General features: G+C 67.4%; 22 protein-coding genes. 17 read left to right on the forward strand and 5 right to left on the reverse strand.

Annotation, left to right across the window (positions count from 1 at the left end; all coding sequences use genetic code 11):
- Nucleotides 1–40: 40 nt before the first annotated feature.
- Nucleotides 41–400, reverse strand: coding sequence for a chorismate mutase (locus GKZ92_RS06460; protein ID WP_006359755.1), 360 nt, complete (start codon nt 398–400; stop codon nt 41–43).
- A 65-nt stretch (nt 401–465) separates the two neighbouring features.
- Between GKZ92_RS06460 and GKZ92_RS06465 the strand changes: the two genes are divergently transcribed.
- A complete protein-coding gene (locus GKZ92_RS06465) occupies nt 466–2,268 on the forward strand; it encodes a hypothetical protein (protein ID WP_006359756.1) in 1,803 nt (600 codons plus the stop codon).
- A 1-nt stretch (nt 2,269) separates the two neighbouring features.
- Here GKZ92_RS06465 and GKZ92_RS06470 read toward each other — a convergent pair whose 3' ends face one another.
- Entirely contained in the window at nt 2,270–3,826 is a 1,557-nt protein-coding gene (locus GKZ92_RS06470; RefSeq protein WP_035754804.1) for a hypothetical protein, read from the reverse strand.
- A 194-nt stretch (nt 3,827–4,020) separates the two neighbouring features.
- On the opposite strand from GKZ92_RS06470, the gene GKZ92_RS06475 reads away from it, so the two are divergent.
- Entirely contained in the window at nt 4,021–6,531 is a 2,511-nt protein-coding gene (locus tag GKZ92_RS06475; protein WP_155225117.1) for a UvrD-helicase domain-containing protein, read from the forward strand.
- Between the two features lie 145 nt (nt 6,532–6,676).
- Here GKZ92_RS06475 and GKZ92_RS06480 read toward each other — a convergent pair whose 3' ends face one another.
- Nucleotides 6,677–7,825: a M23 family metallopeptidase gene (locus GKZ92_RS06480; protein WP_035754802.1), complete on the reverse strand. Its 1,149-nt coding sequence runs from the start codon at nt 7,823–7,825 to the stop codon at nt 6,677–6,679.
- Between the two features lie 446 nt (nt 7,826–8,271).
- Here GKZ92_RS06480 and sucC point away from each other — a divergent pair, with 446 nt between their 5' ends.
- Complete coding sequence (gene sucC, locus GKZ92_RS06485) at nt 8,272–9,435, forward strand: ADP-forming succinate--CoA ligase subunit beta (RefSeq protein WP_155225118.1); 1,164 nt, start codon at nt 8,272–8,274, stop codon at nt 9,433–9,435.
- 14 nt (nt 9,436–9,449) lie between these two features.
- Nucleotides 9,450–10,352 (forward strand): succinate--CoA ligase subunit alpha, encoded by a 903-nt coding sequence (gene sucD, locus GKZ92_RS06490; RefSeq protein WP_127963556.1) that lies wholly within the window; start codon nt 9,450–9,452, stop codon nt 10,350–10,352.
- Between the two features lie 75 nt (nt 10,353–10,427).
- Here the strand turns inward: sucD and GKZ92_RS06495 are convergent, their stop codons facing one another.
- Nucleotides 10,428–11,471: a GmrSD restriction endonuclease domain-containing protein gene (locus tag GKZ92_RS06495; RefSeq protein ID WP_042376627.1), complete on the reverse strand. Its 1,044-nt coding sequence runs from the start codon at nt 11,469–11,471 to the stop codon at nt 10,428–10,430.
- A 160-nt stretch (nt 11,472–11,631) separates the two neighbouring features.
- Here GKZ92_RS06495 and GKZ92_RS06500 point away from each other — a divergent pair, with 160 nt between their 5' ends.
- From GKZ92_RS06500 to GKZ92_RS06545, 9 genes are all read left to right on the forward strand, one after another.
- Nucleotides 11,632–12,315, forward strand: coding sequence for a hypothetical protein (locus GKZ92_RS06500; protein WP_230461914.1), 684 nt, complete (start codon nt 11,632–11,634; stop codon nt 12,313–12,315).
- Complete coding sequence (locus GKZ92_RS06505) at nt 12,312–12,788, forward strand: RDD family protein (protein WP_006359764.1); 477 nt, start codon at nt 12,312–12,314, stop codon at nt 12,786–12,788. Before GKZ92_RS06500 ends, GKZ92_RS06505 begins: the two co-directional genes overlap by 4 nt.
- A gap of 94 nt (nt 12,789–12,882) precedes the next feature.
- A complete protein-coding gene (locus tag GKZ92_RS06510) occupies nt 12,883–14,352 on the forward strand; it encodes a carboxyl transferase domain-containing protein (protein ID WP_042376629.1) in 1,470 nt (489 codons plus the stop codon).
- Nucleotides 14,349–14,747 (forward strand): NUDIX hydrolase, encoded by a 399-nt coding sequence (locus GKZ92_RS06515; protein ID WP_006359766.1) that lies wholly within the window; start codon nt 14,349–14,351, stop codon nt 14,745–14,747. The genes GKZ92_RS06510 and GKZ92_RS06515 overlap by 4 nt, the downstream gene beginning before the upstream one ends.
- A 406-nt stretch (nt 14,748–15,153) precedes the next feature.
- Complete coding sequence (locus GKZ92_RS06525; protein ID WP_230461915.1) at nt 15,154–16,503, forward strand: hypothetical protein; 1,350 nt, start codon at nt 15,154–15,156, stop codon at nt 16,501–16,503.
- 11 nt (nt 16,504–16,514) lie between these two features.
- On the forward strand, nt 16,515–16,808 hold the full coding sequence (locus GKZ92_RS06530) for a hypothetical protein (RefSeq protein ID WP_006359769.1): 294 nt from the start codon (nt 16,515–16,517) through the stop codon (nt 16,806–16,808).
- Nucleotides 16,808–17,113, forward strand: coding sequence for a hypothetical protein (locus GKZ92_RS06535; protein WP_006359770.1), 306 nt, complete (start codon nt 16,808–16,810; stop codon nt 17,111–17,113). The genes GKZ92_RS06530 and GKZ92_RS06535 overlap by 1 nt, the downstream gene beginning before the upstream one ends.
- Nucleotides 17,114–17,193: 80 nt before the next feature.
- Nucleotides 17,194–17,814 (forward strand): nitroreductase family protein, encoded by a 621-nt coding sequence (locus GKZ92_RS06540; RefSeq protein ID WP_040004254.1) that lies wholly within the window; start codon nt 17,194–17,196, stop codon nt 17,812–17,814.
- A gap of 17 nt (nt 17,815–17,831) precedes the next feature.
- Nucleotides 17,832–18,473, forward strand: a complete 642-nt coding sequence (locus GKZ92_RS06545) for a TetR/AcrR family transcriptional regulator (protein ID WP_040004255.1) — start codon at nt 17,832–17,834, stop codon at nt 18,471–18,473.
- On the opposite strand, the gene GKZ92_RS06550 is transcribed toward GKZ92_RS06545, so the two are convergent.
- A complete protein-coding gene (locus GKZ92_RS06550) occupies nt 18,474–20,105 on the reverse strand; it encodes a class I adenylate-forming enzyme family protein (protein WP_155225119.1) in 1,632 nt (543 codons plus the stop codon). It lies immediately after the preceding gene.
- Nucleotides 20,106–20,202: 97 nt separating this feature from the next.
- On the opposite strand from GKZ92_RS06550, the gene GKZ92_RS06555 reads away from it, so the two are divergent.
- From GKZ92_RS06555 to GKZ92_RS06570, 4 genes are all read left to right on the forward strand, one after another.
- Nucleotides 20,203–21,042, forward strand: coding sequence for a TetR family transcriptional regulator (locus GKZ92_RS06555; protein ID WP_006359774.1), 840 nt, complete (start codon nt 20,203–20,205; stop codon nt 21,040–21,042).
- Between the two features lie 281 nt (nt 21,043–21,323).
- Entirely contained in the window at nt 21,324–22,304 is a 981-nt protein-coding gene (locus GKZ92_RS06560) for a cyclase family protein (protein ID WP_155225120.1), read from the forward strand.
- A gap of 39 nt (nt 22,305–22,343) precedes the next feature.
- On the forward strand, nt 22,344–24,005 hold the full coding sequence (locus GKZ92_RS06565) for a class I adenylate-forming enzyme family protein (protein WP_006359776.1): 1,662 nt from the start codon (nt 22,344–22,346) through the stop codon (nt 24,003–24,005).
- Nucleotides 24,002–25,237 (forward strand): acyl-CoA dehydrogenase family protein, encoded by a 1,236-nt coding sequence (locus GKZ92_RS06570; protein ID WP_006359777.1) that lies wholly within the window; start codon nt 24,002–24,004, stop codon nt 25,235–25,237. Before GKZ92_RS06565 ends, GKZ92_RS06570 begins: the two co-directional genes overlap by 4 nt.
- The last annotated feature ends 1 nt before the right edge of the window (nt 25,238 follow it).

The following is a 25,238-nucleotide window of genomic DNA, read 5'->3' on the forward strand; positions in this document are numbered from 1 at the left end:
CGACGGTCGTCACACCCGGCGGTGAAACTTCACCGTGGCGTCAGCGGCCGAGGGGACCCCGGCCGAGTCGGAGCAGGAGCATCGCGAGGGTGTGACCCTCCTTGCCGAGTTCGGCGAACCGGTCGATGACCTTGACCTCGCGGCTGTGCACGAGTCGCGGACCACCCGACGCCATGCGCGCGGCGCCGATCTTCTTCGAGACCGCCGAGCGTCGTTTGATCGCACCGAGGATGACGGCATCGAGCCGGTCGATCTCGAGGCGCAGCTCGTCGATGTCGTCCGGCAGGTCGTCGACGTCCGAGGTCAGCTGGTACTTATCGAGATCGATCGAGTTCTCGAAGGACGTCGGAGTCGACTGTCGGGGCTCGTCGGATCCGGAGCTCGGGCTGCGATCGGTCACGGCCTGATTTTGCCACGGCGCACCTCCCCGGCCCGCCGGTGCCCACGACATGGACACTGGAGCGCATGCTCAACGCGCGCATGATGTCGATGATCGCGGTGGCCCTGATCGCCGGACAGCTGATCATCCGGGGGTGGCTCGTCGCGACCGGCAACTTCTACTGGGACGATCTGGTGCTGATCGCCCGGGCCTCGTCGAATCCCATCCTGTCCTGGGAGTACCTGGGGCACAGCCACGACGGCCATTTCATGCCGGCGGCCTTCCTGCTGGCCGGGGTGGCCACCTGGCTGGCGCCGGTCAACTGGGCGCTCCCAGCGCTGACGCTGATCGTCCTGCAGGCGATCGCGTCGGTCGCGGTGTGGCGGATGATCCGCGTCATCGCACCCGCGGCCCGCGCCGGGGCGCTGGTGGCGCTGGCGTTCTATCTGTTCAGCCCGATGACGGTGCCCGCCTTCGCCTGGTGGGCGTCGGGCCTCAACACGTTACCGATGCAGGCGGCACTGGCGTGGATCGTCGCCGACGCCGTGGGACTCGCGCGGGGAGACATCGACCCGGAGCGACGCCGGGCGGTGTGGATCCGCTCGACGGTGGTCTTCGTTGTCGCCCTGGCCTTCTTCGAGAAGTCGTTGTTCATCCTCCCGATCGCCTTTGTCGCCGCGGTGCTCGCGAGCGGTGCGGGACGGACCGCGCTGACCGCGACCCTGCGCGCCGGCCGCGAGCTGTGGTCGTCGCTCGCCGTGGTGACCGCGCTCTGGGTCGTCGTGTACTTCGTCACCGCCGATCCCTTTGCGGGCAACCATTCGGTCGGCCAGAGCGCGCGACTGGTGTGGCGGTCGGTGAACCACGCGATCGTGCCGTCGCTGGTCGGCGGCCCGTGGGAGTGGGACCGGTGGACGCCGGGCCCGCCCACCGGTTTCCCCGCAACGTGGATGATCGTCGCCGGCTGGCTGGTGTTGGCGGCGGTCACGTGGTGGGCGGTCAGCCGCAGGCGTGGGGCGGTACCGATCATCGCGTTCGCCGCGCTGTACGCGGTGGCCGCCCAGATCCCGGTGATGTGGAACCGCTCGAGCCCGGAGACCGCGGTCGCCCTCGCGCAGCACATGCGGTACCTCCCCGACACCGCGCTCGTCTTCGCCATCGCGATCGCGCTGCTGGCCGGCGCCCGGTCGACGACCGCGCCCGCCCCGGAACGCCGCCACTCTGCCGAGGAGAAGTCGCCCGCCGTGCTGCTCGTGCCGGTTGTCGCTGCGCTCGCGATGGTGTCGGCGGTGGTCTCGCTCGTGTCGTTCTCCGCGTCGTGGCGCGACAATCCCACCGGCGACTACCTGAAGACGGCGGTCGCGACCCTGCACGACAACGCCGAAGCGACGCTGCTGGATCAGTCGGTCCCGCTGGAGATCCTGCAACCGGTCGTCTACCCGGACAATCAGATCAGCCGCATCTTCGGTCGCGTCGATCCGCGACCGGAGTTCGGTACCAGCACCGACCGGCTCCTCGTCCTCGACACCGCGGGCAACGCAATGCCCGGCGGGGTGACCCAGCGACGGCTCGTCGGTGCGGGACTCGGCAACTGTGCCCGGCCGGAGGTCTCGGGGCCGACGCGCCTGGCACTCGACGGCCCGTTGTTCCCGTGGCCGTGGACCGTCGCACTGAGCTACTGCGCCACCCGCGACGGCGAGGTCGAGATGAAGCTCGACGGTGGACAGGCCATGCGCGTAACGGTCCGTTTGGGCCTCGGCTCCATCTACGTCCGCCTCGACGGCGGCGGCGACGCGATCTCGATACGCCCGGTGACCGCAGGCCTACGACTCCACACCGGCGCCGGCCGGGTCGGCGAGGCGGTCGAGGCGCGCTTCGTCGGCGGTTGACCTACTCGTAGAAGTAGGCGCTGACGTTGTCGGTCTGCCCCTCGGATGCGATCAGTGCACGCAGCGCCGACGCCGCCTCCGGCTCGTTGACGAAGTAGACGACCTGCACGTCCCCGGCGGCCTCGACCTGCTCACCGATCTGCTTCTTGAGCACCTCGGTGCCCTCCCAACTCGGGTCGAAACTGCCGCCGCTGATGTGCTCTTTGTAACCCGGACCGAAGGTGATGTGCAGGTTGCCGTCGGTGCCGATGCCGTCGAAGAGATACTCGCCGCGCTTGACCGCGTAGTAGCTGGGGAGGCCGGTGATCCCGGCGCCGTAGCGGGCCTGGTCGGGGCTCTTGTTGCCGGTGCGGACGTAGACGACCTCGGTGTTGGTCTGCTTCTCGTTGTCGTCGATCAGCTTGTTGAGATCGGCCTCGGTGGTGTCCAGGAAGGCCAGGTACGTATAGGCCGAACGCGGTCCGATCGACGAGTTCGCCGGCAGGTTGGTCGCCGTACACCTCGTGGTGGCGGTGCGGCCGAAGTCGACGCGCACGACCGGCTTGCACTCGCCGCCCAGCGCGCCCGCGGGACGACCGCCGACCGCGAAGTTCAGGGTCATGCCGTAGTTGAAATGGCCGGTGACGTCGTCGGCCCACGGGATACCGGAGACGGAGAAGTCGTAGGCGCAGGCCGCGGTGGTGCACTCGCCGACGAGGCGCGGGGTGACGACCGGCTGCTTGGCCCACAGGCCCGGTGCCGGCGCCGACAGCAGATCGCCGACGAGTGCGCGCTGATTGGCGAACACCTTCTGCGCCTGGTCGGCCGGCTGCAGGCTCACCGAGGTGTCGATGTCGTAGGTCGCCGATCCCTGCTTGGACTGCCCCTTGACGTTGGTGACGTTCTTGGACTCGGGGTCGAAGGTGACCTCCCAGCTGCCGACCTTCACCTTGTTGTCACCGACGAACTCGATGGGCGGATCGCTCGTCGGCCAGCGGCGGGCGTCGGGCGTGCCCTTGTTCGGGGCCGGCAGTTCGACGCCGAGCTGCGGTTCGGAACCGAACTCGACGTTGCCGATGTCGCCGGCCAGGTTGTCCGGGCCGAGGATGGTCCCGAAGCGGGGCAGACTGGTGAACCGCGTCGACGCCCACTTGTTGTCCAGCGGTGCCATGTCGAGGTTCAGCTTCTCGTCGGCGACGAGCAGCTCGTTCCACAGCGAGGTGGGCGCGCTGATGTACGGGTTGTTGCTGATCTGGCGGTATTCGCCCTGCTCGGAACCCAGCGACACCGTGCCCTCGGCGGTGTTGGATGTCGTCACGATCAGATCGCTGAACTCGACCGTGCCTTCGCCGCGGGCGTCGTCGTACTTGTAGGCGACCTTGCCGGTGTACTTGGCCGCGGGGCTCGTCGCCATCTTGAAGAGCACCTCGTCGAGGCTCTTCTGCGCGCGGAACGCGGCGGTCGGTTCGACCGTGCCCGCGCTGCTGAACGGCACGAACGACAGGATCAGGGCGAGCACGAGAGCCAGCGCTCCGACACCGAGGGTGATGGCGGCGGGGGCAATCGACGGTCTCTTCATGTTCGCCTCTTTCGGTCGCCGAGGCACGCCAACCGCATCGACGGGCGCCCCGAGCCAGTGATACCGGGTCATCGTAGCCGCGGGACCAGGCATCTCGGGTCCCAACGCACGGGGTGGTCGAGCGATCGGACGACGGGCATCCGGCCCAAGGCCGACGGGGCGGTGTCGGGGCGGGCGGGTAGCCTGGACTACCGATGAACAGCTCTTCTTCTGCCCCTCTCCTCGCCGGTCGCACGTCTTCCTCGTCTTCGGGGACGACTGCCGCCGACGACCGTGTCGCCCGCCTGCTCGAGGGCCTCAACCCGCAGCAGCGCGCCGCGGTCCTCCACGCGGGCGCGCCGCTGCTGATCGTCGCCGGCGCGGGTTCGGGCAAGACCTCGGTCCTGACTCGCCGCATCGCCTACCTGCTGGCGGCCCGCGACGTGACGCCCGGGCAGATCCTGGCCATCACCTTCACCAACAAGGCCGCCGCCGAGATGCGCGAGCGCGTCATCGACCTGGTCGGGCCGCGGGCCGCCTACATGTGGGTCTCGACCTTCCACTCGACGTGCGTCCGCATCCTGCGGGCGCAGTCGGGCCTGCTGGAGGGGATGAACTCCAACTTCTCCATCTACGACGCCGACGACTCGAAGCGGTTGTTGGGCATGATCATCCGCGACCTCGACCTGGACCCGAAGAAGTTCAGTCCGCGCGGCGTCTCGGTGGCCATCTCGAACTTCAAGAACGAGCTGATCTCGCCCGACGCGGCCGCGGCCTCGGTAAACGAGGACGACTTCACCGCGGCGACGATCGCGAAGATCTTCGCCGAGTACCAGCGCCGGCTGCGGGCGGCCAACGCCTTCGACTTCGACGACCTGATCGGCGAGACCGTCGCGTTGCTGCACCGTCACCCGCAGGTCGCCGAGTACTATCGGCGCCGCTTCCGGCACGTCCTCGTCGACGAGTACCAGGACACCAACCACGCCCAGTACGTCCTCATCCGCGAACTGGTGGGGGAGCAGACCACCGCGAGCGGCCTCGAACCCTCCGAACTGTGCGTCGTCGGTGACGCCGATCAGTCGATCTACGCCTTCCGCGGCGCCACCATCCGCAACATCGAAGAGTTCGAGCGTGACTTCACGAACGCCGAAACAGTTCTGCTCGAACAGAACTACCGCTCGACGCAGACGATCCTGTCGGCTGCCAACGCGGTCATCGCGCGCAACACCGGCCGTCGCGAGAAGAAGCTCTGGACCGACTCCGGCGACGGCGAGCTCATCGTCGGCTATGTCGCCGACTCCGATCGTGAGGAGTCGACGTTCATCGCCAAGGAGATCGAGGAACTCACCGACTACTCGATCGGCGGGTCATCGAGCTACAAGTACTCCGACATCGCGGTCTTCTACCGCACCAACACCGGCTCCCGTGCGATCGAGGAGGTGTTCGTCCGCCACGGCATCCCCTACAAGGTGGTCGGCGGCACCAAGTTCTATGAGCGCAAAGAGGTCCGGGACGTGGTCGCCTACCTGCGGGTGGTCGCCAACCCCGACGACTCGGTGAGCCTGCGGCGCATCCTCAACACCCCCCGACGCGGAATCGGCGATCGCGCCGAGGCCTGTGTCGCCGTGCATTCGGAGAACACCGGCCGCAGCTTCTACGAGTCGCTCGTCGACGCCGCCGAGGGCAAGGTCGCGCTACTGAACACACGCGCGGTCAAGCAGATCGGCGGCTTCGTCGAACTCATCGAGGGCCTGCGCGCCGACTTCCTCACGCACTTCGGCGAATCCGACACCGACGACGCCGACACCGCCTTCCTCGACGCCACCGAGGAGTCCGCCGACATCGGTGAACTCGTCGACGCGATCGTCGAACGCACCGGTTACCGGTCCGAGCTGGAGGCGTCGAACGATCCCCAGGACGGCGCCCGGCTCGACAACATCAACGAACTCGTCGCCGTCGCACGGGAGTTCAGCGCCGATGCCGCCCAGGTCGATCTGGAGGCGGACGATGATCCGTCCATCGAGGTGGACCGCGAGGGTGAACCCGAACCCGGTTCTCTTGCAGCATTTCTCGAGCGGGTCTCGCTGGTCGCCGATGCCGACCAGGTGCCCGACGAGGGTGACGACGTCGTCACGATGATGACGCTGCACACCGCGAAGGGCCTGGAGTTCCCGGTCGTGTTCGTGACAGGCTGGGAGGACGGGCATTTCCCGCACATGCGTGCACTCGGTGACCCGAACGAACTGAGTGAGGAACGCCGCCTCGCCTACGTGGGCATCACCCGCGCCAAGCAGCGTCTGTACCTGACCCGATCGGTGACCCGTGCATCATGGGGGCAGCCGGTGTCGAATCCGGAATCCCGCTTCCTGCCGGAGATCCCGCAGCACCTGATCGACTGGCGGCGCACCGAGCCGCGTCGTTCGGTACGTGGCTTCGGCGGATCGTCGGGCGGCGTGTTCGGTCGCGACGACTCGTTCTCGGGCAGTGGCGGCGGTTCGTCGTTCGGTCGCGGCCGGTCGTCGTACTCCTCCGACCCGGCCCGCGGACGCAACAAGCAGGTCCACCTCGACATCGGCGACCGGCACAACCATCCCAAGTACGGCATGGGCAAGGTCGTGGCCAAGGAGGGCAGTGGCGCCACCGAACGCGTCACCATCGACTACGGCGGCAGTGCCGGACGCGTCACCTTGCTGACCGCAGGTGGCATCCCGGGAGAAAAGCTCTGAGCAGCACGATCACGTTGCGTTTGGTCCCGCATGCCGGGATGGTCTGATCCGGGACAGATCGCAATGTGATCGTGCCGGCAGTGATTTCAGGGAGCGACGGGGCGGGCGTGAGCGCGTCGCACGCCTCAGATGGCGGAGAGAGGATCTAGCCGGTGTAGCCGGAGAGCTTGACGCCCTTGGCGGCGAGCCACGGCACCGGATCGATCTTGGTGTTGCCGTCCTTCCACACCTCGAAGTGGAGGTGCGGGCCGAACGAGAAGCCCTCGTTGCCCACGAGTGCGATGACGTCGCCGGCGGTGACCTTCTGTCCCGCGCTGACGAGGACGCCCGACGAGGACATGTGGCCGTACATGGTCACCGTGCCGTCGTCGGCGCGGATCTGAACCCAGTGGCCGTAACCGGAGGCCGGTTCGGCCTTGATGACGACGCCGTCGGTCGCCGCGTGGATCGGGGTACCGAGCGGGGCGGCCATGTCGATGCCGCCGTGCATGGTGCCCCAGCGCATCGCGAAGGCGGAGGTGAAGTCGTACTTGCCGAGCGGGATCGGCGAGGTGAAGAGTGGGCGACGGGCCAGGGCCTCGCGCTGCGCCTCGTCGGCGGCCATCTTGGCGCCGACGCCGAGCTGGTCGGTGAAGACGTTCATCTGGTCGGTGACCGGCGACGCGGTGGCCACTCCCGGGCCGAGGTCGACGGGGGCCGTGGCGTCGTTGACAGCTGCGGCGTTGGTGGTGGCGGTGGTGGTCGACGGGTCGTCGGTGGCACCCACCTGGGAGACCGCGGCAACGGCTGCGCCGGCCGCCATGGCGATCAGGGCGGCGCGCCCACCCTTGAGGGCGTTCGGCGGGGCCGCGATGCGGTGCTTGCCGCGGCGACGGACGCGCTGGCCGGCCGGATTGGTGCGGAACGGACGGAGGTCGGAGTCGGACTCGTTCTCGTCGTCGACGAGAATGTCGAGCTCGGCGCCCTCGACGTCGAACGGCTCGTCGTGTTCGTACTGATCGAACTCGTGCTCGGGGATCAGGATGTCCTGGGTGATCTCCGAGTGGGTCGGGCGGTAGTAGCCCTTCCAGGACGAGGGGGTCCAGGTGGTCTCTTCGGACGGTGTCCGGGTGGTGGAAGCAGACGAGCGGGGGGCTTCGTAGCCGAAGTCGTAATCGCTGAGGTCGTAGTCCGTGTCGTCGTCGACGAAGGGGATGATGGTGGTCATCTCCTCTGCTGTGAGGTCGTCGACCAACCCGCCCGATCGGACGCGGCTCGATCCGCGTGAGACTCCGGGTCCCGCCAAATCGTCCACCTCATCTCTTCGCTACCGCGGATCCGACGTAATGTCCGTAATCCTTCTGTGACCAACTCTGAGAGCCGACGGTAACGAAATGATTGCGGCAAGTCCAACCGTAGAAAGCCGCTAATCGGAAATTTGTGAGCTGAGTCACAAGATATTTCCAACTTCGTCAAACCGTCGAATCTTGGGTTTGCCGACCTGGATGCGTGGCTTCCCCGGGTTTGTCGCCGCGATCGATTCAACACCCCGGGCCGCGGGCGTGTCCGGCCGGGTCCGGCGTCCGGCGAATCTGCCAGGTGAGAGGTATCGAGACGTACTCGGGAGTAGGTTCGTACCGAGCGAGTGATCTGTCGCACATGGGCAGGGTGCGCGCGAAGGGGCGATAAAGCACGGGTTTAAAGTCCGATATGGCCCGCGTTACACCCTTAGGCGGGCAAATCTACGAGATGGTGAGCTGAATGGATCTCTTCGAATACCAGGCGAAGGAACTGTTCGCCAAGCACGGGGTTCCCACCACACCCGGTCGGGTGACCGATGATGCCGCCGACGCGCGGGCGATTGCCGAGGAAATCGGCAGGCCTGTGATGATCAAGGCGCAGGTCAAGACCGGCGGACGTGGCAAGGCAGGCGGCGTGAAGTACGCCGCGACCCCGGGCGACGCGCAGTCCCACGCCTCCAACATCCTTGGCCTCGACATCAAGGGCCACGTCGTGAAGAAATTGCTGGTCGCCGAGGCCAGCGACATCGCGGAGGAGTACTACATCTCCTTCCTCCTCGATCGCGCCAACCGCACCTACCTGGCCATGTGCTCGGTCGAGGGCGGCATGGAGATCGAAGAGGTCGCCGCGACCAAGCCCGAGCGGCTCGCCAAGGTCTCCGTCGACGCCGTCAAGGGCGTCGACCTCGAGACCGCCCGCTCGATCGCCGAGCAGGGCCACCTGCCCGCCGAGGTCCTCGACGCAGCCGCGGTCACCATCGCGAAGCTGTGGGAGGTCTTCGTGAAGGAAGACGCGCTCCTCGTCGAGGTGAACCCCCTCGTCCGCACCCCGGACGATCAGATCCTGGCCCTCGACGGCAAGGTCACCCTCGACGCCAACGCCGACTTCCGTCAGCCCGGCCACGAGGAGTTCGAGGATCGTGACGCCACCGATCCCCTGGAGCTCAAGGCCAAGGAGAACGACCTCAACTACGTCAAGCTCGACGGTGAGGTCGGCATCATCGGCAACGGCGCGGGTCTGGTCATGTCGACCCTCGACGTCGTCGCCTACGCCGGTGAGAAGCACAACGGCGTGAAGCCGGCCAACTTCCTCGACATCGGTGGCGGTGCCTCGGCCGAGGTCATGGCCGCCGGCCTGGACGTCATCCTCAACGACGAGCAGGTCAAGAGCGTCTTCGTCAACGTCTTCGGTGGCATCACCGCCTGTGACGCGGTCGCCAACGGCATCGTCGGTGCGCTCGAGAAGCTGGGGTCGGAGGCCAACAAGCCGCTCGTCGTCCGCCTCGACGGCAACAAGGTCGACGAAGGTCGCAAGATCCTGGCCGATGCGAACCACCCGCTGGTCACGCTCGCCGAAACCATGGACTCGGGCGCCGACAAGGCCGCCGAGCTGGCGAGCAAGTAAGGGAGCCACGGAAAATGTCGATCTTTCTGAACAAAGACAACAAGGTCATCGTCCAGGGCATCACCGGTGGTGAGGGCACCAAGCACACCGCCCTGATGCTCAAGGCCGGCACCAACGTCGTCGGTGGCGTCAACGCCCGCAAGGCCGGCACCACGGTCTCGCACGTCGACGCCGACGGCAACAACATCGAACTGCCGGTGTTCGCCTCCGTCGAAGAGGCCATCAAGGAGACCGGGGCCGACACCTCGATCGCCTTCGTGCCGCCGAAGTTCTCCAAGGACGCCATCATCGAGGCGATCGACGCGGAGATCCCGCTGCTGGTCGTCATCACCGAGGGCATCCCGGTGCAGGACAGCGCCTACGCGTGGGCCTACAACGTGGAGAAGGGCGCCAAGACCCGCATCATCGGTCCGAACTGCCCCGGCATCATCACCCCGGGTGAGGCTCTGGTCGGCATCACGCCGAACAACATCACCGGCAAGGGCCCGATCGGTCTGGTCTCCAAGTCGGGCACCCTGACCTACCAGATGATGTACGAGCTGCGCGACCTCGGCTTCTCGACCGCCATCGGCATCGGCGGCGACCCGGTCATCGGCACCACCCACATCGACGCCATCGAGGCGTTCGAGAAGGACCCCGAGACCAAGCTGATCGTGATGATCGGTGAGATCGGTGGCGACGCCGAGGAGCGTGCCGCCGACTACATCAAGGCCAACGTCTCCAAGCCGGTCGTCGGCTACGTCGCGGGCTTCACCGCGCCGGAGGGCAAGACCATGGGTCACGCCGGTGCGATCGTGTCCGGTAGCTCCGGCACCGCGCAGGCCAAGAAGGAGGCCCTCGAGGCCGCAGGCGTCAAGGTCGGCAAGACGCCGTCCGAGACCGCCTCGCTGGCACGGGAGCTCTTCGAGGCCCTGTAAGTCGTCTCGACACCGAAAAACCCGAGCGGGATCATCCGCTCGGGTTTTTTCGTGCGTTCGTCGTTCTGAGCGGGATTACTCGCAGGCGACCCCGTCGCCGTCACGGTCGAGCTTGGCGCGGTAACCGGGCTGACCCGCGTACAGCGGGGCCGCTCCGGCCGCACGGGCCGCCGAGCAGTTGGCGTAGTACGCCGAGGACGGCGCGTCCACCGGCGGCGTCGTCTCGGCCGGCGGGGCGTAGAGCCGTGGGGGCGTGTAGGTCGTCTCGGGGACCGGGGTCGCCGTTGAGGTGCGCGTCGCGGTGCGCTCGGTGGTCGTCGGTGCCGTGGCGCCGCACGAGGACAGGACACGGATGATCGCGTCCTTCTCCGCCTGGGTCATCCAGAGCCGGTAGGCCGCCTTCACCTCGACCTGACGGGACACGTAGGTGCACCGGTAGCCCCTGTTCGGCGGCAGCCAGGTCGCGGCGTCGCCGGCACCCTTCTTCTGGTTCGTCGGACCATCGACGGCCTGCAGGTTGCGCGGGTCGTTGGCGAAGTCGATGCGCTGCTGCGGGGAGAGTTGCTGCGCGCCCTTCTGCCACGCGTCCGAGAGTGCGACGACGTGATCGATCTGGACCGCCGAGGACGTCCCCTGACCGCGGACGAACCGGATCGTCGTGCCGGTGTAGGGATCGTCGAGCGTGCCCGACAGGACGGCGCAGCCGTTGGACCCCGGCTTGAGGGTGATGCCGGTCAGGTCGCGACGCAGGATGTCGTTGCGGGTGTCGCACCCGTTGTGCCCGCCGTCGACGGTGACGTCATCGGACCAGGCCTGGCCGAACAGGTCGCGGTCGTATCCGGTCTTGGGTGCGCGACCCTTGACGGCCAGGGTGTTGAGCGTCCTCAGTGCGTCGTCCGCAGCCGGTGCCGAGGCCACGGTGATCACGGGCGAGGGGGTGGGCAGCGGTGCGTCGGTGGTCGGCGCCGCCACGGCGGAGGTGATCTCGGGCGTCGGCGGCGTCGCCGCGGTCTGCTGGCTGATGCCGCAACCGGCGACGACGAGTGTGAACGCCGCGACGGGGGCCGCGAGCAGCCATCGGGACACCGGGTGCGCGCGTGGGGGTACGGATTCGGGCATCGTCGAGCAAACCTCTCATAGGACTGATCACCATCATGACGCGCACTTGTCTCGACGGGCCTCGGGCACCATATCGGTCCTGAACCGGTGCCGTTACATGACACTCGACGTGACACGATTGCGACGGTCGGGGCTCATCCCCTCGTGCGATAATTCGTCGGTGAACCCCGAGGCGCGGCGCAGCGCGCTATCCCAATTGACGAGGGAGTCGCTGCATTTCGCGGGTGTCGTCATCGACGTCGCCGAGCGTCTACCGGTCGTGGGCGGAGTGGTCGGCTCGGCGCGTACCGGCGTGCAGGAGTTCGTCGTCGACACCCGCGCCTGGGTCGCCACGACGACCCGAACGATCCTCGGTGCGGTCATCCGCGAGGTCGTCGAGGTGCTCACCGAAGAGGTGGATCTCACCGACCTCGTGCTGAACCACGTCGATCTCGAGCGGCTCATCGCCGAGGTCCTCGCGGTCATCGACCTCAACGCCGTGATCGAAACCGTCGACCTCGATCGTGCTGTCGCGCAGGTGGATCTGATGAAGGCGATCGACCTGGTCGACCTCGACGAGGTGATCGGGAAGGTCGACCTCGACGCGGTGGCCGCCAAACTCGACATCGACGCGGTCCTCGACCGTGTCGACCTCGTCGAGCTGGCCGAGGAGATCATCGACGGCGTCGACCTCCCCGACATCATCCGCGAGGCCAGCACCTCGGTCACCGCCGACGTGATGACAGACGTGCGCAGCACCAGTGAACGTGCCGACGACGCGGTCGCCAACGCGGTCAACCGCTTCCTGCGTCGCCGTGGTGCCGAGGCGGTCGAGGCCACCAGGCAGGACGGGGCGACCGAATGACCGCTGAACCCAAACCTGCTCACCCGGCGGTCCATCGGGCGCATGCCGTGCAGGACCGGGACAAGAACGCCGGGATCGTGAGTCGCGGAATCGCGGCATTCCTCGACCTGCTCGTCGTCTGGACGATCCTGGGAGCCTGCTACGCGGGACTCGCGCTGATGAAATTCGTGGTCTCGGTCAGTGAGTACCGGTTTCCCGAGGTCAATCTGTTTTTCACCACAACGGGTTTCGTGGTCACCTCGGTGCTCTACCTGGCCACGTGCTGGGAGGTGTCGGGGCGCACGCTCGGCTCGGTGGTGATGGGACTCCGCGTGGTGAACAGCAAGGGCGAGCGCATCCGGCCGGCGGTCGCGGTTCTGCGGGCGCTGATCTGCACGCTCTTCGCGATCGGACTGGCGTGGGCGGTGGTCGATCGCCGACGACGCTCGGTCGCCGACGTCGTCCTGCGCACCCGCGTCATCTACTCTCGCTGACCGACTTCAACAGGGCCAGACGGAGTTCATCGGCTCTCTCCTCTGGAGGCTGATCTCCCGGGAGGCAGTGCACGAGCGGGATACGGTGTGAGGCATGGGTGAACGGGCACGGCTGTCGGCCGTGGAGCTGCGGGGGATGATCGTCGACGACGGGTCGTGGGAGTCGTGGGACACCGCGATCGTCCGCCCCGCGGTCACCTCTGACGGCGACGACCGTGCCTACGCCGACGACCTGGCCCGCGCCCGGGTGCGTAGCGATTCCGACGAATCGGTGATCACCGGCGCCGGTCTGATCGGCGGTCACCGCGCGGCGATCGTCCTCAGCGAGTTCGGCTTTCTCGGCGGGTCTATCGGCCGTGATGCCGGCGCGCGCATCGTCGAGGCGATCGGCCGGGCCACAAGGGAACGGATTCCGCTGATTGCGTTGCCCGCGTCGGGCGGCACCCGCATGCAGGAGGGGACCGCGGCGTTCCTCCAGATGGTCGCGATCACCGGAGCCGTCACCGCGCACAAGGCGGCCGGGCTGCCGTACCTCGTCTATCTGCGGCACCCCACGACCGGCGGGGTGTTCGCCTCCTGGGGGTCGCTCGGTCACGTCACGTGGGCGCAACCCGGCGCGCTCGTCGGGTTCCTCGGGCCCCGTGTCTATGAAGGACTCTACGGCGAACCGTTTCCCGACGGGGTACAGACGGCCGAGAATCTCTTCCGCACAACGGTCGTCGACGATGTGGTGGAACCGGACGCTCTGGCCGGGCGGCTCGCGGCGGTGTTGCGACTGCTCACCCTGCACGGTGGCGCGCCGCCGACGCAGGCTCCGCAGACCGCGCCCGACGATTCGGGCACGCCGGCGCACCACGCCTGGGCCAGCGTCCTCGCGACCCGTGAACCGGGTCGGGCGGGGTTGATCGAGTTCCTCTCGCAAGGGGATTCGGCAGCGCTGTCCGACGCCGGGCCACTTCGCTTCGCACTCAGCGACTTCGGCGGCCGCGTGGCGATGGTCGTCGGCTACGACAGGGTGTCCCAGGACAACGGCGAGCTGCCCGGTCCCCGGCATCTGCGTGAGGCGCGCCGGGCGATCATCGCGGCAGGCGATCTCGGGTTGCCCGTGGTCACCGTCATCGACACGCCGGGGGCGGAGCTGTCGGTGGTCGCCGAGGAGGGCGGACTCGCCGCCCAGATCGCCCGCTGCACGGTCGAATTGATCACGGTGCCGGTACCGACCGTCTCGGTGATGCTCGGCCAGGGTGCCGGCGGTGCGGCGTTGGCGCTGTTCCCGGCCGACCTGCGGGTGGCCCGCGCGGACGCGTGGTTGTCGCCGCTACCGCCGGAGGGGGCGAGTCTCATCGTCCACCGCGACCTCGAACATGCCGGCGAGATGGCCACGCGCCAGGGCATTCTCGCCGGCCGGCTCGCGGTTCAGGGCATGGTCGACGTGATCGTCGACGCGGACTCCGATGCGGACGCGCTGGACCGGATCCGCGAGGCGATCGGCCGGTATCTCGCAAGTTCGCCGGCGCCGGATCCGCGGGCGCGCACCCGGGTGCCCGCGGCGGACGTCCGATGACCACGCGCATCGTCGCGGTCGGTGCTGTGCTGACCGACGGCGAGGGACGCGTCTTGCTCATCCAACGGCGAAACCCGCCGCAGGCCGGGAAGTGGACCGTGCCGGGCGGAAAGGTCGAACCCGGCGAGTCCATCGAGGCGGCAGTCGCGCGGGAGATGCTGGAGGAAACCGGCTTTCACGTCGAAGTGGGGGAGTTGCTGTGGACCGTCGACATCCCCGGCCCTGACGACGTGGTGTTCGAGGTCCATGACTTCGCCGCGCGGATCGTGTCCGGCACCCTGTGCGCCGGTGACGACGCCGTGGACGCCGGTTGGTTCACGGCTGAAGACCTGACCGAACTCCCGGTGACCCGCGGGTTGCTGAAGCACCTTCGCAAGCACGGAGTGTTGGGCTAGGGAGCCTCGGTCGGGTGTGGACTGCTGCGACAGTGCCGATACGTCCAGCGGTATATTCTTCCGAATCAGGGCGCGGGGAGGGGATTGTCTTGTCGGTTGAAGTGAATCCGGACAGCCTGAGAGTGGCGTCGGGCACGCTGGCTCAGCTTTCTGGAGATGTCGATTCGGCTCCCTTCCTGGGCGCCGCCGAAGTCGCGGCACAACTGGTGGGGAGCAGTGTGGGGTCTGCGCTCGGTGAGTCGAATACGGCGAGTACACGCGCCAAGCAGGTGGTCAAGGCGAGGTATGACCAGTTCGCAAGTCTCCTGTCGCTGTCTGCGGACACATACAGCGACTCGGACGCGGAGGCCGCAGCTCGCATCGCGGGTGTGCCCGACATCAACTCCGCGACTAGCGGTGGGTGAGTGTGACCACTCCAAGTGACGTTCTGAGTTGGAACATCGACTCTCTGCGAGAGTTGTCCACCCGGTCCGCGGCGATCGCCGATGCAATGGTCGGGACGTCAAAGACCATGCGAGACACGGTCTATGATCTGGCCTGGACAGGCGGTGGGCGACGAGCTGCTGAAGACCGGGCCGAACGAGAACGAGAGCAGATCGGCGCGGTGGCGTCCGGCTACGACGCGCTCTCGGCGGCGGCGGCCGGCGCTCATGGGGCGATGTCGCATCCCGTTTCCGAGATTCGTTCGATCATTCAGAACTACGTGATTCCCCCTGTCACACTGTCTGATTCATGGGTCGTCGACGGCGTCGAGGACTGGAGTTCCGAAGCAGGACTGCAGCTGGCCCGACTCGGCGGATTGGTGTCCTCTCTCGTCGGCGCCGACGCCACCTGGGGTGCCGAGGTCGCCGGGGCGACCCAGACTCTCGAGACCATGGCGCCAGAGGAAGCACTGACGTCTGCGCTCGCGGTGATCGCGGACTCCAAGCGACAGAGTCCGCGCGCAGATCCGGAGCGCATGCGTGCCTCTGCGGCTGCCTTCGAGGAGATATTCGGGCGCGAACCATCTGGCTCGGTCGACTGGAAGACTGCCGAGGCGCTGAATCCGAACAGTTACGACCCGAAATACCAAGGCGTCGGACCCGGAATCAAGGTCGCGCGCATCGAACCGGTGCCCGGGCAAGGTGTTGTACGCGCGGCACTGTACATACCGGCGGCCGAGGTGTTCAATGCTCCGCATTACGACCTGGGGGACGATCGGGCAGAGGTTGCGAACTTCGACCCGGAGCATGCCCGTGTCGTCATGTACGTGGACTACGAGAACGGCCTGATCGTCACGAGACAGAATCCCTCGGTCGACTCCACTGGTCAGGTACGGGTCGGTGAGCCTGAGGTCCAGGCACAGCAGCGACCCGATGGATCGGTCATGGTTCAGTACGACGCGGTGAATCCGTTCGCGCCGCCCGGCGCTTCGGTCACCGGCCACACCGTCAACGGCTCGCTTGTCCTGCAACCGACCAGCGGAAACCCCGGCACTGCTCGGATCATTGCCGGTGGTGAGATCACCGATTATCCGTCGGTCGAGATCTACCAGGACAATTCGGCCGGACAGAGCCGCCCCGTGCTGATCGACGCGGCCGACTCCGGCAGTGCAGTGGGGCCGTTGTTCAACCTGCCGGACTACCACGAGGTCGGCGGGGGCCGAGCGATGATGGATCCCTTCAAGGCCGACTTCGACGACCCGAACTGGGAACGGAACAGACCGACGAACCTCGGAGACCCGGACAATCCCCCCACCGTTGTCATGGTGCGATAGTGTCGCGGCCGATGAAGCACCGTGCGCTACTCGCGGATTCCCGATTCTGGCAGGCAGCCACCGTGGCCGTACCGGTATCGGTGGCATTCGCCATTTTCGTCTTCATGATTCTGGCCGGGATCACGGACCGACTGAATCCGGAGTGGTCGTCGTCGCTGGGAGTGGTGATAGGCATTGCAGGCGTGGTCCTCCTGACGATCGCTGTCGGCCTGTGGTGGCGCCGAACACCGCGGTGTGCGGGAGCAGCTCTGGGTGTCTTGGCCGCGAGTGTGGTGGTCGCGTACGTCGCGTTGGTGACACTGTGATGACGACCCTGTCGACGAGGTATCGACGTGAGGACTGGTTCGGGCCGGAATCGTTTGGTGCAGTCGTGATCGGCATGCTCGTGATGTCGTTGCCGTTCACCGGATTGGCCTCCAGGGATGCGCTGTGGCTGGTCGTCGGGCCACCGTTGACCGGGCTGGTCCTGCTCGCACTGAGCACGGCACCCGTTCGGGGCGTGCGATCGGTAAGGCGGGCCGGAACGGGACTTGTGGCGGGTGGTGCCGGAGCGATCATCTCGATACCTGTTCTCCTGGCCGGGGCCGCGCTCGGATCGGCCATCGCCTGAACCGACGAAACCGCCCGGTCCGAGCCTGATCTGACCACGGCTGGTGGTGTCCACCGCCCGACGTGTGGAAGATGGGGGACATGACCGAACTCCTGCCGCTCGATCCCGACCAGCTGCTCTCGACGACGCGCTCGGTGCGCAAACGTCTGGACTACGACCGCCCGGTCCCGCTCGACGTGGTCAAGGAAGCGCTCGAGGTCGCACTGCAGGCGCCGACCGGCAGCAACAGCCAGACCTGGCACTGGATCGTGCTCACCGACCCCGAACTCAAACAGAAGGTCGCCGACTACTACGCGCAGTCCTTCTCGAAGTACTACGCCGCCCAGCAGCCGCGCGACGAGACCGGCAAGCGGGTCGCGTCGAGCGCCCAGTACCTCGCCGACACGATGGGGCAGGTCCCGGTGCTGGTCATCGGCGCGATATACACCGGCGGCGACCTGCCCGAGGGTAACCAGGCCGGCGTCTGGGGCTCGCTGCTGCCGGGCGCCTGGAGTCTGCAGCTCGCGCTGCGTGCCCGCGGCCTCGGATCCGCTTGGACCACGCTGCACCTGGCCCACGAGAAGGAGATCGCCGAGCTGCTCGGCATCCCCGCGGGCATCCACCAGGGTGTCCTGTTGCCGGTGGCCTACTACACCGGCACCGACTTCAAGCCGGCTCCGCGTAAGCCCCTCGACTCGGTGCTCCACATCGACGGCTGGTGAGTAGAGTGCGGATCACCATGTCCGCCACCAGTGACACCCCACCGGTCGACACGGGGGACGTTCCCCGCCCGCCGACCCGTCGCACCCAGGCGAAGGCCGCCCGGCGCGCCGAGCTGCTGACCGCGGCCGCGCGGCAGATGGCCGAACGCGGCTTCGCCGGCGTGCGTCTCGAGGACATCGGCCGCGCGGTCGGGGTGAGCGGGCCGGCCATGTACCGGCACTTCTCGTCGAAGACCGAACTGCTCGACGAGATGCTCGTCGACATCAGCCAGCGGCTGTACGACGGCGGTGCCGAGGTGGTCGACCGCGGCGGTCCGCCGTCGGAGACCCTGCTGGCGCTCATCGGCTTTCACATCGACGTGCTCGTCACGAAACCCGATCTGATCGTCGTCCAGGACCGCGACCTGTCGTCGATGACGCCGGAGGCCAACCACCGGGTCCGGCTGTTGCAGCGGCGCTACGTCGAACGCTGGGTCGACGTCGTGATCGCCATCTACGAGCAGGAGGGCCGCACACTCGACCGGGCGGAGGCTCGCGTCCGCGTACACGCGACGTTCGGCCTGCTGAACTCCTCGCCCCGGCTGCCCGCCTACGACGAGGCGCAGCTGCGGCGTCTGCTCACCGCGATGGCCCTGGCCGCGCTCGGCTGCCGGGTCTGATCAGCGCAGTTCGCGGCGCAACAGCTTGCCGGTCGCGCTGCGCGGGAGTGCGCCGACGATCTCGACCTCGCGCGGGTACTTGTACGCCGCCATCCGTTCGCGGCAGTACTCGATGAGTTCGGTCGGCGTGACCTCCGCACCCGGTTGCAGGGCGACGTAGGCGCGAGTCGACTCACCGCGGTAGTCGTCGGGGATGCCGACCACGGCCGTCTCGAGCACCGCCGGGTGCGACTGCAACACCTGCTCGATCTCGAACGGCCAGATCTTGTACCCGGACGCGTTGATCAGGTCGTTGCTGCGGTCGATGACGTAGAACCAGCCGTCGGCATCCATGAAACCGACGTCGCCGGTGCGCATCTCACCGTGGCGCAGCGCCGAGCCGTCGTCGTCCTGACCCCAGTAGCCGGCGGCGATCTGCGGTCCGGCCGTGACGATCTCGCCGAACGTCCCCGGCGGTACCGGTTCGCCGCGCTCGTCGACGACGCGCGCCATCGTGTCGAAGATCGGCAGACCCACTGAGAGAGCGCCGGTTTCGGCATCGACCGGTGCGAGGACACCGGGCGGCACCATGTGGGTCGGCGAGGTGGACTCGGTCTGCCCGTACACGTTGTGGATCATCCCGCCGAGGCGTTCTTCGATCCGTTCGGCGACGTCGGGGAGAACCGGTGCGCCGCCCGAGTAGCGGAGTCGGAGTGAGTCGAACGCCTCGGGCGTCGCTTCGGGGTGGTCGGCGAGCGCGATGTAGGCGGTGATCGAGGCGACGGAGAAGGCCGGACGCCAGGCGCGCACCGCGTCGAGGACCAGGCCGGCGTCGAATCGGTGGGTGAGGATGAGCGGCGAGCGCAGGGACAGCGCCAGCATCACCGAGCCCACCAGGCCGGTGACGTGGAAGATCGGCGACATGCACAGGATCGGCTCGCCGGATTGCAGGCCCGTCCAGGTGCGATAGGCCTGCGCGCTGAACGTCAGATTGCGGTGCGTCAGCTTGGCGCCCTTGGGTGGACCGGTGGTTCCCGACGTCGGCGCCAGCACCGCGACATCATCCGGTGCGGGTGCGTGCCGGGTGACCGCACGCGAGCCGGTGCCGATCAGGTCGAGGAGTTCGACGGTGCCTGCCGTGGAAACCCGGGACACGTCGAACACGCGCTGCAGATCGTCGCTGCCGGCGAAGTCGAGCGGCGAGGCCGTGACGACGAGTCCGATCGACCCGAGCTCGTCGGCGACCTCCGCGTGGACCTCGTCGAGCACGAGGAGGGCGGCCGGAGTGAAATCGTCCAGGGCCCTGCGGAATTCGCCGCGCTTGTACATGGGGCTGATGAGGGCGGCGACACCGCCGACCTTCCAGGCCGCGAGGAGCCCGAGCACGATCGCGGGCTCGTTCTGGACGGCGATGCCCAGCAGGTCGCCGACCGCGAAGCCGTGTTCCTGCAATGCGTGGGCGAGGGCGTCGGATGCGGCGTCGAGGTCGGCCCAGCTCAGCGTCGCGCCGAAGTAGTGGACGGCCGGAGCGTCGGGGGATGCGGCGATCGCGGCGTCGAACATCTCGAGTGGGGATCCGAACTCGACGTCGAGGTGCTCGGAGAGTCCGGACGGGTAGTGGGCCAGCCAGGGACGGCTCTCGTAGGCGTTCATGCGTACGAGCGTTCGGGGTGACGCGAGCGAGGCGGCAGGTTGTGGACCACGAGGATGAGTCTACGAAAAATGCGCGGCTCCCCATAAGCTGTTCAGCGTGGTCGAACAACCGGTGACCGACAGCGGCGCCGCCGTGCGTGAGTTGCGCAAGCAGGCGGGCGTGACGCTGCGTGGGCTGGCGGCCGGTATCGGGGTGAGCGTCGGGACCATGAGCGCCATCGAGAACGGGAAGGTCGGGCTCACCGTCGACCGGTTGCGCCAGATCGCGCAGTGCCTGGACGTGCCCGTCGCTCGTTTCCTCGAGTCGCCGCAACCGGAGAAGGCGGAGGCCGCCGGGGACCCGACGGACTGGCGTGTGTTCGCCCCGCTGACCCTCGACCCGGTGCTGGAGTCGGCGATCGACGTCTTCGAGGAACTCGGCTATCACGGTGCGACGATGCGCCTCATCGCCGCCGGCGCCGACATCAGTGTCGCAGGCATCTATCACCACTACCCGAGCAAGCAGCACCTGCTCGTCGCGCTGGTCAACATCGCCCACGCTGACCTGGCGCGACGTCTCGACGCAGCCGGCGACGGCGTCGACGCGGTGACCGCCTTCGCCAACATGGTGGAGGCGCTCACGCTCTTCCATGTCGAGCGTCGCGCGCTGGCTCTGGTCCTGGCGACCGAGCTGCGGCGACTCGAGGAACCCAACCGCACTCACCTGCAGGCGTCGATGGCGCAGATCGAGGGTCGCCTGCTCGATACGGCCCGGCGCGCCGCCGACCTCGGCGCCTTCCGGTCCGGCGACCTGTCCGTGGCGACCAAGGCGATCGTCACGATGTGCCTGGCCGTCCCGACCTGGACCGATGACTCCGACGCCGCTCAGGGACGTCGCATCGCTCGCGAGTACGCGAATCTCGCTCTCGGCATGGTGGGTTTCCGGGCCGACCGCTAGGCCCCCCGACCTTCGGCGCGTCCAGGCGGCCTACCCCTGGACAGGGGAAGTTCAGCTTTGCTGAACCTGCCGTGTGTACTGGGCTTTCCCTTCTCTTGCTGACAAATGCTGAGACATCACCGATTTCGCCTCTTGACGGCGCTGCGAACGAGTGCGATGCTCGTCACAATGAACTTACCGAGCGAGCGCTCACAAAGTTCAGTCGAGAAATTCAGTTCGCACCGTTCAGTGTGCGACCCGGAACCGTCGGTTCCGCTCTGGATCGAATCAAAGGAGATGAGATGACCGAGATCGAGACCACTGCGCCGTCCATGGGTGACCTGTTGGGTGCCGACACCCCGTCGAACTGGGGCAAGTGGGGACCCGACGACGAGGTGGGTGCCCTGAACTACCTGGACGCGAGTGAGGTTCTGCGCGGTGTCGGCCACATCAAGTCGGGGGAGACCTTCACCCTCCAGATCGAGATGGGGCGCACGGAGAGCCCCGGCGATCCGCTGTGGCCGGGCCGCGAGGGCATCAACCGGAAGAACATCCTCGACGAGTCGTCGTGGGACGGTGAGGGCGCACCGCAGTTCCCCGGTGGCCTGCACTATGCCGACGACACCGCGAACATTTTCCTGCAGGGCTCCACGCAGTACGACGCCCTCGGCCACGTCTGGTATGACGGCAAGCTCTACAACGGCTACGACGCCCGCAGCACCGTCGACGCATTGGACAAGGCGTCGGTCCTGCCGATCGCCGAGAAGGGTGTCGTCGGCCGCGGCGTGCTGATCGACATGGCCCGTTACCGCGGCAAGAAGTACCTGGAGAAGGGTGAGACCTTCGACCACAACGATCTCGAAGCCGCGGCCGCCGCACAGGGTGTCACCATCGAACCGCACGACATCCTGATCATCCGCACCGGCTGGCTGACTTACTGGTACGAGCTGAACAACCCGGAACAGTTCTACGACGGCTTCTGCGAGCCCGGCCTGACCTACTCGCGTGAACTCGTGCAGTGGTTCCAGGACAAGGAGATCCCGAACCTGGTCACCGACACTATCGCCAACGAGGTCACCACCGACCCGGAATCCGGTGTGGCGCTTCCGCTCCACAACGCGCTCATGCGCAACCTGGGTGTCGTGTTCACCGAGATCGTCTGGCTCGAGGAGCTGGCCGAGGCGTGTGCCGCCGACAACCGCTGGAGCTTCCTGTACGTCGCGGCCCCGCTCAAGGTCGTCAGCGGCACCGGTGCGCCGGTGAACCCCGTCGTCATCCGCTGACTCGCCCACGAGTCATTCGCCGAAAGAGGAACGTCAGACATGAGTGTCTACGACGACAAGGTGTGGCGCAGCCACTACCGCGAGCAGGATCTCGCGCCGCGGAGCATCGAATTCGACACCGCGCTGGACATGTTCGCGGCCACCGCTGCGCGCACCCCGGATGCCGACCTGATCCGTTACTTCGACGGATCGGTCACCGCCGGTGAGCTCGACGAGCTGACCGACGCGTTCGCGGTCGGCATCCTGGACCTGGGCTTCACCCCGGGCGATCGCGCGGTGGTCTACGCCCAGAACATCCCGCAGTTCGTCATCGCCCAGCTGGGTATCTGGAAGGCCGGCGGCATCGCCGTGTCGGCCAACCCGATGTACCGCAGCCGCGAACTCGCCGAGATCCTGGTCGATTCCGGCGCCACGGTACTGGTCGCGATGCAGTCGCTGTACCGGGACGTCGCGCAGGAGGCGTTGCGCGACAACAAGACCGCGGTGCGGACCGTGATTACCACCTCGGAGCTGGAGTACCAGACCGCGAACAGCGGAACCCTGGCGGGCGTCGAGAAGATCGACTGCCCGGGCACCGTCGACCTGGCGACGATGCTCGCGAATTACCGGGGACAGCGTCCGCCGAAGGCCGATCTCACCGGGGACAGCGTCGCCTTCCTGACCTACACGTCGGGAACCACCGGGCCGCCCAAGGGTGCGATGACCACCCATCGCAACGTCGTGTTCAACGCGCAGACCTACCGCGACTGGGTCGGCGTCGACAGCGACGACGTGATCCTCGGCGTGGCACCGCTGTTCCACATCACCGGTCTCATCGCGCACATCGCGCTGGCCGAACTCACCGGGGCGCCGCTCGTGCTGATGTACCGGATGGACCCGGCCGACACCATCGCGACGATCGCCCGCGAGAAGGCGACGTTCACGGTCGGATCGATCACGGTGTTCATCGCCCTGATGAACGTGCCGGACATCGACCCGGCGTCGCTGGCGAGTCTGTCGAAGATCTACTCCGGCGGCGCGCCGATCCCGCCGAGCACGATCGCCGAGTTCCAGAAGCGGTTCGGTCACTACATCCACAACGTGTACGGCCTGACCGAGACCACCTCCCCGTCGCATGCGGTGCCGTTCGGCGTGACGGCCCCGGCCGACGAGGAGACCGGGGCCACCTCGGTGGGAATCCCGGTGTACGACACGGTCGTCCGGATCGTCGACGAGCAGGGCAACGACCTGCCCGCGGGCGAGGTCGGCGAGCTGGTCACGGCCGGCCCACAGGTGGTCGCCGGCTACTGGAACAAGCCGGAGGCGACCGCGAAGGGCATCCCGAACGGCGTGCTGCACACCGGCGACGTCGGTTACATGGACGCCGACGGATGGTTCTACATCGTCGATCGGAAGAAGGACCAGATCAACACCAGCGGTTTCAAGGTGTGGCCACGCGAGGTCGAAGACGTTCTGTACGAGCATCCTTCGGTGCGGGAAGCAGCGGTCGTCGGCGTGCCCGACTCCTACCGCGGCGAGACCGTGAAGGCGTTCGTGAGCCTGCGGCCGGGAACCGAGGCGACGCCGGAGGAGCTGATCGACCACTGCAAGACGCGGATGGCTGCCTACAAGTACCCGCGTGAGGTGGTGGTGATGGGCGACATCCCGAAGACCGCCACGGGCAAACTGTTGCGTCGTGAACTGCGGACGGTGGCACAGTGATCCAGCCAGATCTGACCGGCCGCATCCCGGACGAGACGCTCGATCTCCGGCCGTCGGCGAAGGCGTCGGAGTTGCGCGAGGAGCTCATCGCGTTCATGCACTCCGACGTCTTCCCGGCGGAGCAACGCTACGAAGAGGAGCGCGGCTTCGCCGGACCCGACGATCACGACGTGCCGCCCGTCGTCGAGGAGCTGAAGAAGCGGGCCCGCGCACGCGGCCTGTGGAATCTCTTCCTGCCGTCGGAATCCGGGATCAGCCAGCTCGACTACGCCGGTCTGGCCGAGATCACCGGGTGGAGCCTGCATCTGGCGCCCGAGGCCCTCAACGGTGCGGCACCTGACACCGGGAACATGGAGCTGCTGCACCTGTTCGGCACCGACGAGCAGAAACAGACCTGGCTGGAACCGCTGCTCGACGGCCGAATCCGGTCGGCGTTCTCGATGACCGAGAAGGACGTCGCCAGTTCGGATGCGACGAACATCGAGACCAGCATCGAACGCGACGGCGACTCCTACGTCATCAACGGCCGGAAGTGGTGGACGAGCGGCGCAGCCGACCCGCGCTGCAAGGTGCTCATCGTCATGGGCAAGACCGATCCCGGGGCGGCGACCCATCGGCAGCAGTCGATGGTGCTCGTCCCGATCGACACCCCGGGCGTCACCGTTGTCCGCGACGTGCCGGTGTTCGGTCGTCACGACCAGCACGGCCACGTCGAGATCGTCTACGAGAACGTCCGGGTGCCCGTCGAGAACCTGCTCGGTGAGGAAGGCGGCGGGTTCGCCATGGCGCAGGCGCGGCTCGGCCCCGGCCGCATCCACCACTGCATGCGCGCGCTCGGCGCTGCCGAACGCGCCCTGCACCACCTGGTCCAGCGGTCGAAGGGGCGCGTCGCCTTCGGCAAGCCGCTGGCCGAGCAAGGTGTCGTCCAGCAGCAGATCGCCGAGTCCCGTATCGCGATCGACCAGGCCCGCCTGCTGTGCCGGCTGGCCGCCAAGACGATCGACGAACTCGGCAACAAGGCCGCCGCGCCGTATGTCTCGGCCGCCAAGGTGTCGGTACCGCGCGTGGCGCTCGAGGTCATCGACCGGGCGATCCAGGTCCACGGCGGCGCCGGCGTCAGCGACGACGTGCCGCTGGCCGCCATGTACGGCTGGCATCGCGCGATGCGCATCTTCGACGGACCGGACGAGGTGCATCTCCGCACGATCGCGAAGTCGGAGCTGCGTCGGTGAT

Origin of the sequence: Gordonia sp. 135 (assembly GCF_009720185.1) — a bacterium.
GTDB classification, from domain to species: Bacteria; Actinomycetota; Actinomycetes; order Mycobacteriales; family Mycobacteriaceae; genus Gordonia; species Gordonia alkanivorans.

What these genes read in the sequence shown, in the direction of transcription:
- GKZ92_RS06560 (WP_155225120.1), top strand. Translation starts at nt 21,324, where the DNA reads ATGACCGAGATCGAGACCACTGCGCCGTCCATGGGTGACCTGTTGGGT.
- GKZ92_RS06470 (WP_035754804.1), bottom strand. Translation starts at nt 3,826, where the DNA reads ATGAAGAGACCGTCGATTGCCCCCGCCGCCATCACCCTCGGTGTCGGA.
- GKZ92_RS06530 (WP_006359769.1), top strand. Translation starts at nt 16,515, where the DNA reads ATGAAGCACCGTGCGCTACTCGCGGATTCCCGATTCTGGCAGGCAGCC.
- GKZ92_RS06515 (WP_006359766.1), top strand. Translation starts at nt 14,349, where the DNA reads ATGACCACGCGCATCGTCGCGGTCGGTGCTGTGCTGACCGACGGCGAG.
- GKZ92_RS06475 (WP_155225117.1), top strand. Translation starts at nt 4,021, where the DNA reads ATGAACAGCTCTTCTTCTGCCCCTCTCCTCGCCGGTCGCACGTCTTCC.
- GKZ92_RS06510 (WP_042376629.1), top strand. Translation starts at nt 12,883, where the DNA reads ATGGGTGAACGGGCACGGCTGTCGGCCGTGGAGCTGCGGGGGATGATC.
- GKZ92_RS06465 (WP_006359756.1), top strand. Translation starts at nt 466, where the DNA reads ATGCTCAACGCGCGCATGATGTCGATGATCGCGGTGGCCCTGATCGCC.
- GKZ92_RS06545 (WP_040004255.1), top strand. Translation starts at nt 17,832, where the DNA reads ATGTCCGCCACCAGTGACACCCCACCGGTCGACACGGGGGACGTTCCC.
- GKZ92_RS06550 (WP_155225119.1), bottom strand. Translation starts at nt 20,105, where the DNA reads ATGAACGCCTACGAGAGCCGTCCCTGGCTGGCCCACTACCCGTCCGGA.
- GKZ92_RS06540 (WP_040004254.1), top strand. Translation starts at nt 17,194, where the DNA reads ATGACCGAACTCCTGCCGCTCGATCCCGACCAGCTGCTCTCGACGACG.
- GKZ92_RS06565 (WP_006359776.1), top strand. Translation starts at nt 22,344, where the DNA reads ATGAGTGTCTACGACGACAAGGTGTGGCGCAGCCACTACCGCGAGCAG.
- GKZ92_RS06535 (WP_006359770.1), top strand. Translation starts at nt 16,808, where the DNA reads ATGACGACCCTGTCGACGAGGTATCGACGTGAGGACTGGTTCGGGCCG.
- sucD (WP_127963556.1), top strand. Translation starts at nt 9,450, where the DNA reads ATGTCGATCTTTCTGAACAAAGACAACAAGGTCATCGTCCAGGGCATC.
- GKZ92_RS06495 (WP_042376627.1), bottom strand. Translation starts at nt 11,471, where the DNA reads ATGCCCGAATCCGTACCCCCACGCGCGCACCCGGTGTCCCGATGGCTG.
- sucC (WP_155225118.1), top strand. Translation starts at nt 8,272, where the DNA reads ATGGATCTCTTCGAATACCAGGCGAAGGAACTGTTCGCCAAGCACGGG.
- GKZ92_RS06505 (WP_006359764.1), top strand. Translation starts at nt 12,312, where the DNA reads ATGACCGCTGAACCCAAACCTGCTCACCCGGCGGTCCATCGGGCGCAT.